General features: G+C 66.8%; 3 protein-coding genes. 1 reads left to right on the top strand and 2 read right to left on the bottom strand.

All coding sequences use genetic code 11. The features are described from left to right. The first annotated feature begins 99 nt into the window (after positions 1-99). Positions 100-501 carry a hypothetical protein gene (locus ACZ6JY_RS40710; protein WP_469204637.1) on the top strand — a complete coding sequence of 134 codons (402 nt, stop codon included), beginning with the start codon at positions 100-102 and terminating at the stop codon, positions 499-501. Between the two features lie 10 nt (positions 502-511). On the opposite strand, the gene istB is transcribed toward ACZ6JY_RS40710, so the two are convergent. Both istB and istA read right to left on the bottom strand, forming a co-directional pair. Then, positions 512-1,282: an IS21-like element helper ATPase IstB gene (gene istB / locus ACZ6JY_RS40705; protein WP_467199954.1), complete on the bottom strand. Its 771-nt coding sequence runs from the start codon at positions 1,280-1,282 to the stop codon at positions 512-514. Then, positions 1,279-2,631: an IS21 family transposase gene (istA, locus tag ACZ6JY_RS40700; protein ID WP_469204636.1), complete on the bottom strand. Its 1,353-nt coding sequence runs from the start codon at positions 2,629-2,631 to the stop codon at positions 1,279-1,281. The genes istB and istA overlap by 4 nt, the downstream gene beginning before the upstream one ends. Positions 2,632-2,820 lie beyond the last annotated feature (189 nt).

Below are 2,820 nucleotides of genomic sequence, written 5' to 3'. Positions count from 1 at the left end.
TGTCGGCGTACTCGCCTATGTGCAGAGCCGCGTACGGATGAATGTGCAGAGCAAGGAGACCTGTGACGCGCGGGCGTCGTGGTTCGAGATGATGGAGCGGTGTCTCTTCGCTATTTCAATCAGACCGGCTGGACCGCGATCTTCAACGGCACCGATACCGAGATCGGCCGCATGGTGCGTGTGGAGGGCTGGGACCAGGCGACCGGAACGGCCCTGGTTGTCGATGCCAAGCGTGGTGCCCTGCGTCCGGTGACGGATTACGAGGACTTCTCTCACCTGGAGCGAGCCGACCAGGTCGTGGCCGCGGTGCCTGGCGGAGGGTGGCGGGTGCACTGGAAGGACGAGGGCCCAGGGGGAACGCCGCTGACGGAACAGGTGCTGGCCTGGCTCATCACGTCGCAGGGGCGGGCGACGGCCATCACGGTTGATGCTCAGGGGCATGTCGAGGATGCCGATGGTGCCGACGCCTTCATCCCGCCGGGCGAGGATCCCGTGTCTTGATCGCAGCTGGTCAGGCCACGTCGTTCTCTCGCTCGATGGCCTGGAGGCGGTTCTTGAGCCGGTAGCTGGGGCCGTTGATGGAGATCACTTCGCAGTGGTGGAGGAGTCGGTCGAGGATCGCGGTGGCGAGGACCTCGTCGCCGAAGACCTGGCCCCACTCGCTGAAGGTCTTGTTGGAGGTCAGGATGATCGAGCCCTTCTCGTAGCGCTTGGAGATGACCTGGAAGACCAGGTTCGCTTCCGCGCGTTCGAGGGGTTGGTAGCCGACCTCGTCGACCACGAGGACGCCGGGCCGCAGGTAGGTGCCGAGCTTGTTCGTCAGACGGCCGGCGGTCTCGGCGGCTTTGAGGTTGCGGACCATGTCGTCGAGGCTGGTGAAGTAGATCGAGTAGCCGGCCCGGCAGGCCGCGACCGCTAGGGCGACGGCGATGTGCGTCTTGCCGACCCCGGGCGGCCCGAGCAGAGCGGCGTTCGCCTTGCCCTCGACGAACGAGAGGGTGGCGAGGTCCTTGACCTTCCGAGGGTCGAGCTCGGGCTGGAAGGCGAAGTCGTACTCGTCGAGGGTTTTGTGGTGCGGCAGCTTCGAGAGCCGCAGGCCCTGGCGGAAGCGGCGGTCATCGCGGACGGCGAGTTCTTCGGACAGCACCAGGTCGAGGAAGTCGAGGTAGCCCATCTTCCCCTCGTCGGCCCGGCGGGTGTACTCCCTGATGGTTTCGGCGAGGTGGGGCAGGCCGAGCTTGCCGGCCGTGTTGCGGATGCGGGTGGAGACCAGCTCGCTCAAGACGTTTCCCTCGTGCTCGGGTGGGTGGTGAAGGGGCGGGTGCCGGTCAGCTCGTCATAGACCGACAGCGGACGGCGTCCGACCTCGATGTGGGTGGCCGCGGCCCGGTTCAGCAGAGCCCGCAAAGGCCCTGATTCCTCGCCCCGAGGACGCTCACGACGGGGCTGCGGCAGGGCATCGCCGGTGGTGGTCCGGCGTCCCTTGCCGGTGGGCAGGCCTTCCCAGTGGGCCTCTTCGACGACACGGACTCCGCGGCCGATCGCCCGCGGGTGGGTCGCCAGCAACGTCTCGCCGCTGGAGTCGGCAATGGTGGAATGCAGCATGATCTGCGACTTCGTGGCCCGGATCTCCACCAGCTGCCGAGGGCGGACCCTTCGGGCCGGCACCGAGTAGAGGTTGCCGCCGAAGGCGACCAGGCAGTCCTTGCCGACCGGCCGCAGATGCCGCTCGGCCACCAGATAAGGGGTCGGCGGCAGAGGCTTGAGGGCCATGTGATCGCGGGCCGCCCGTTCTCCGATGATCTGCTGGTGAGTCCTGTGGGCCTGGGCCCGTCGCTGCGGGACCCAGGTGATGAAGGCGGCGTCCATCTCCTCGACGGAGGAGAAGGACCTGCCTGACAGGACGTGGTCGCGGACGATCAGAACCTGCCGCTCGACACGTCCTTTGCCGGTGGGGCGGTAGGCGGCGAGGACGTCGATGTCGAAGTCGTAGTGGCCGGCGAACCCGACCGCTTCCGGGTGCAGCGGGACCGCCTCACCTGGGGCGACGTGGCGTCGCACGACGGTCTTCGTGCGGTCGTAGACGATCGTCATCGGCACCCCGCCGAAGTGCGCGAACGCGCGGCGGTGGCAGTCGAAGAACGTCTGCAGATCCTGGCTCGTGGTGAAGCAGCAGAACGGGTCGCGTGAGTACGACAGCGTCATGTGGAACGAGTAGACCTTCGGGATTCCCATGTGGGCGAGGATCTTGCCCTCGTCGCCCCAGTCCACCTGGGCCTGGGCGCCGGGGATCACCTCGAATCGGCGGTGCATGCCTGCCAGCTCATTCGGGGTGATGCCGAGTTCCTCGGCAATCCGAGGCCGGGCTTCCTGGACGTAGAGCTTGGTCCGCTGGTAGTTGCCGGTGAACCCGTACTCCGTCGCAAGCCGCTCGTGGATCACGGCGGCCTTCATCAAGATCTCCGCCCGCAGCATCGAGTCGACCAGCGGAGCGAACTCGTCGATCACCCTCGCCTTCGACCGACCGTTCGGCGACCGGCGCGGAGGCGCGGCGGGTCCATCCGCTGCCAGGTACTTGCTGACCGTCCGCCAGTTCAGGCCCGTCTCCTTGGTGACCTCGGTCAGGCTCATGGCTCCGGACTCGACCAGGCCACGAAAACGCCGTAGTTCCAGCCAGCGTTGCGGATCCAGGACCATGGCCACCCCATCTCTGCGACCTCGACCAACAGGCAGCAGAGTGCCGAACCCTGAACCTCAGCACATCACGAACTCTGCACGTTCATCCGTACGCAGCCATGCACGTTCACGTGTACGCCGACA

It is taken from the genome of Streptomyces sp. NPDC046335, assembly GCF_055587985.1.
Note: the sequence above shows the minus strand (reverse complement) of the source record. Positions and strands in the feature narration are given on the sequence as shown.

Excerpts from the sequence above, each read along its gene's own strand:
- istA (WP_469204636.1), bottom strand. The coding sequence starts at position 2,631 with ATGAGCCTGACCGAGGTCACCAAGGAGACGGGCCTGAACTGGCGGACG.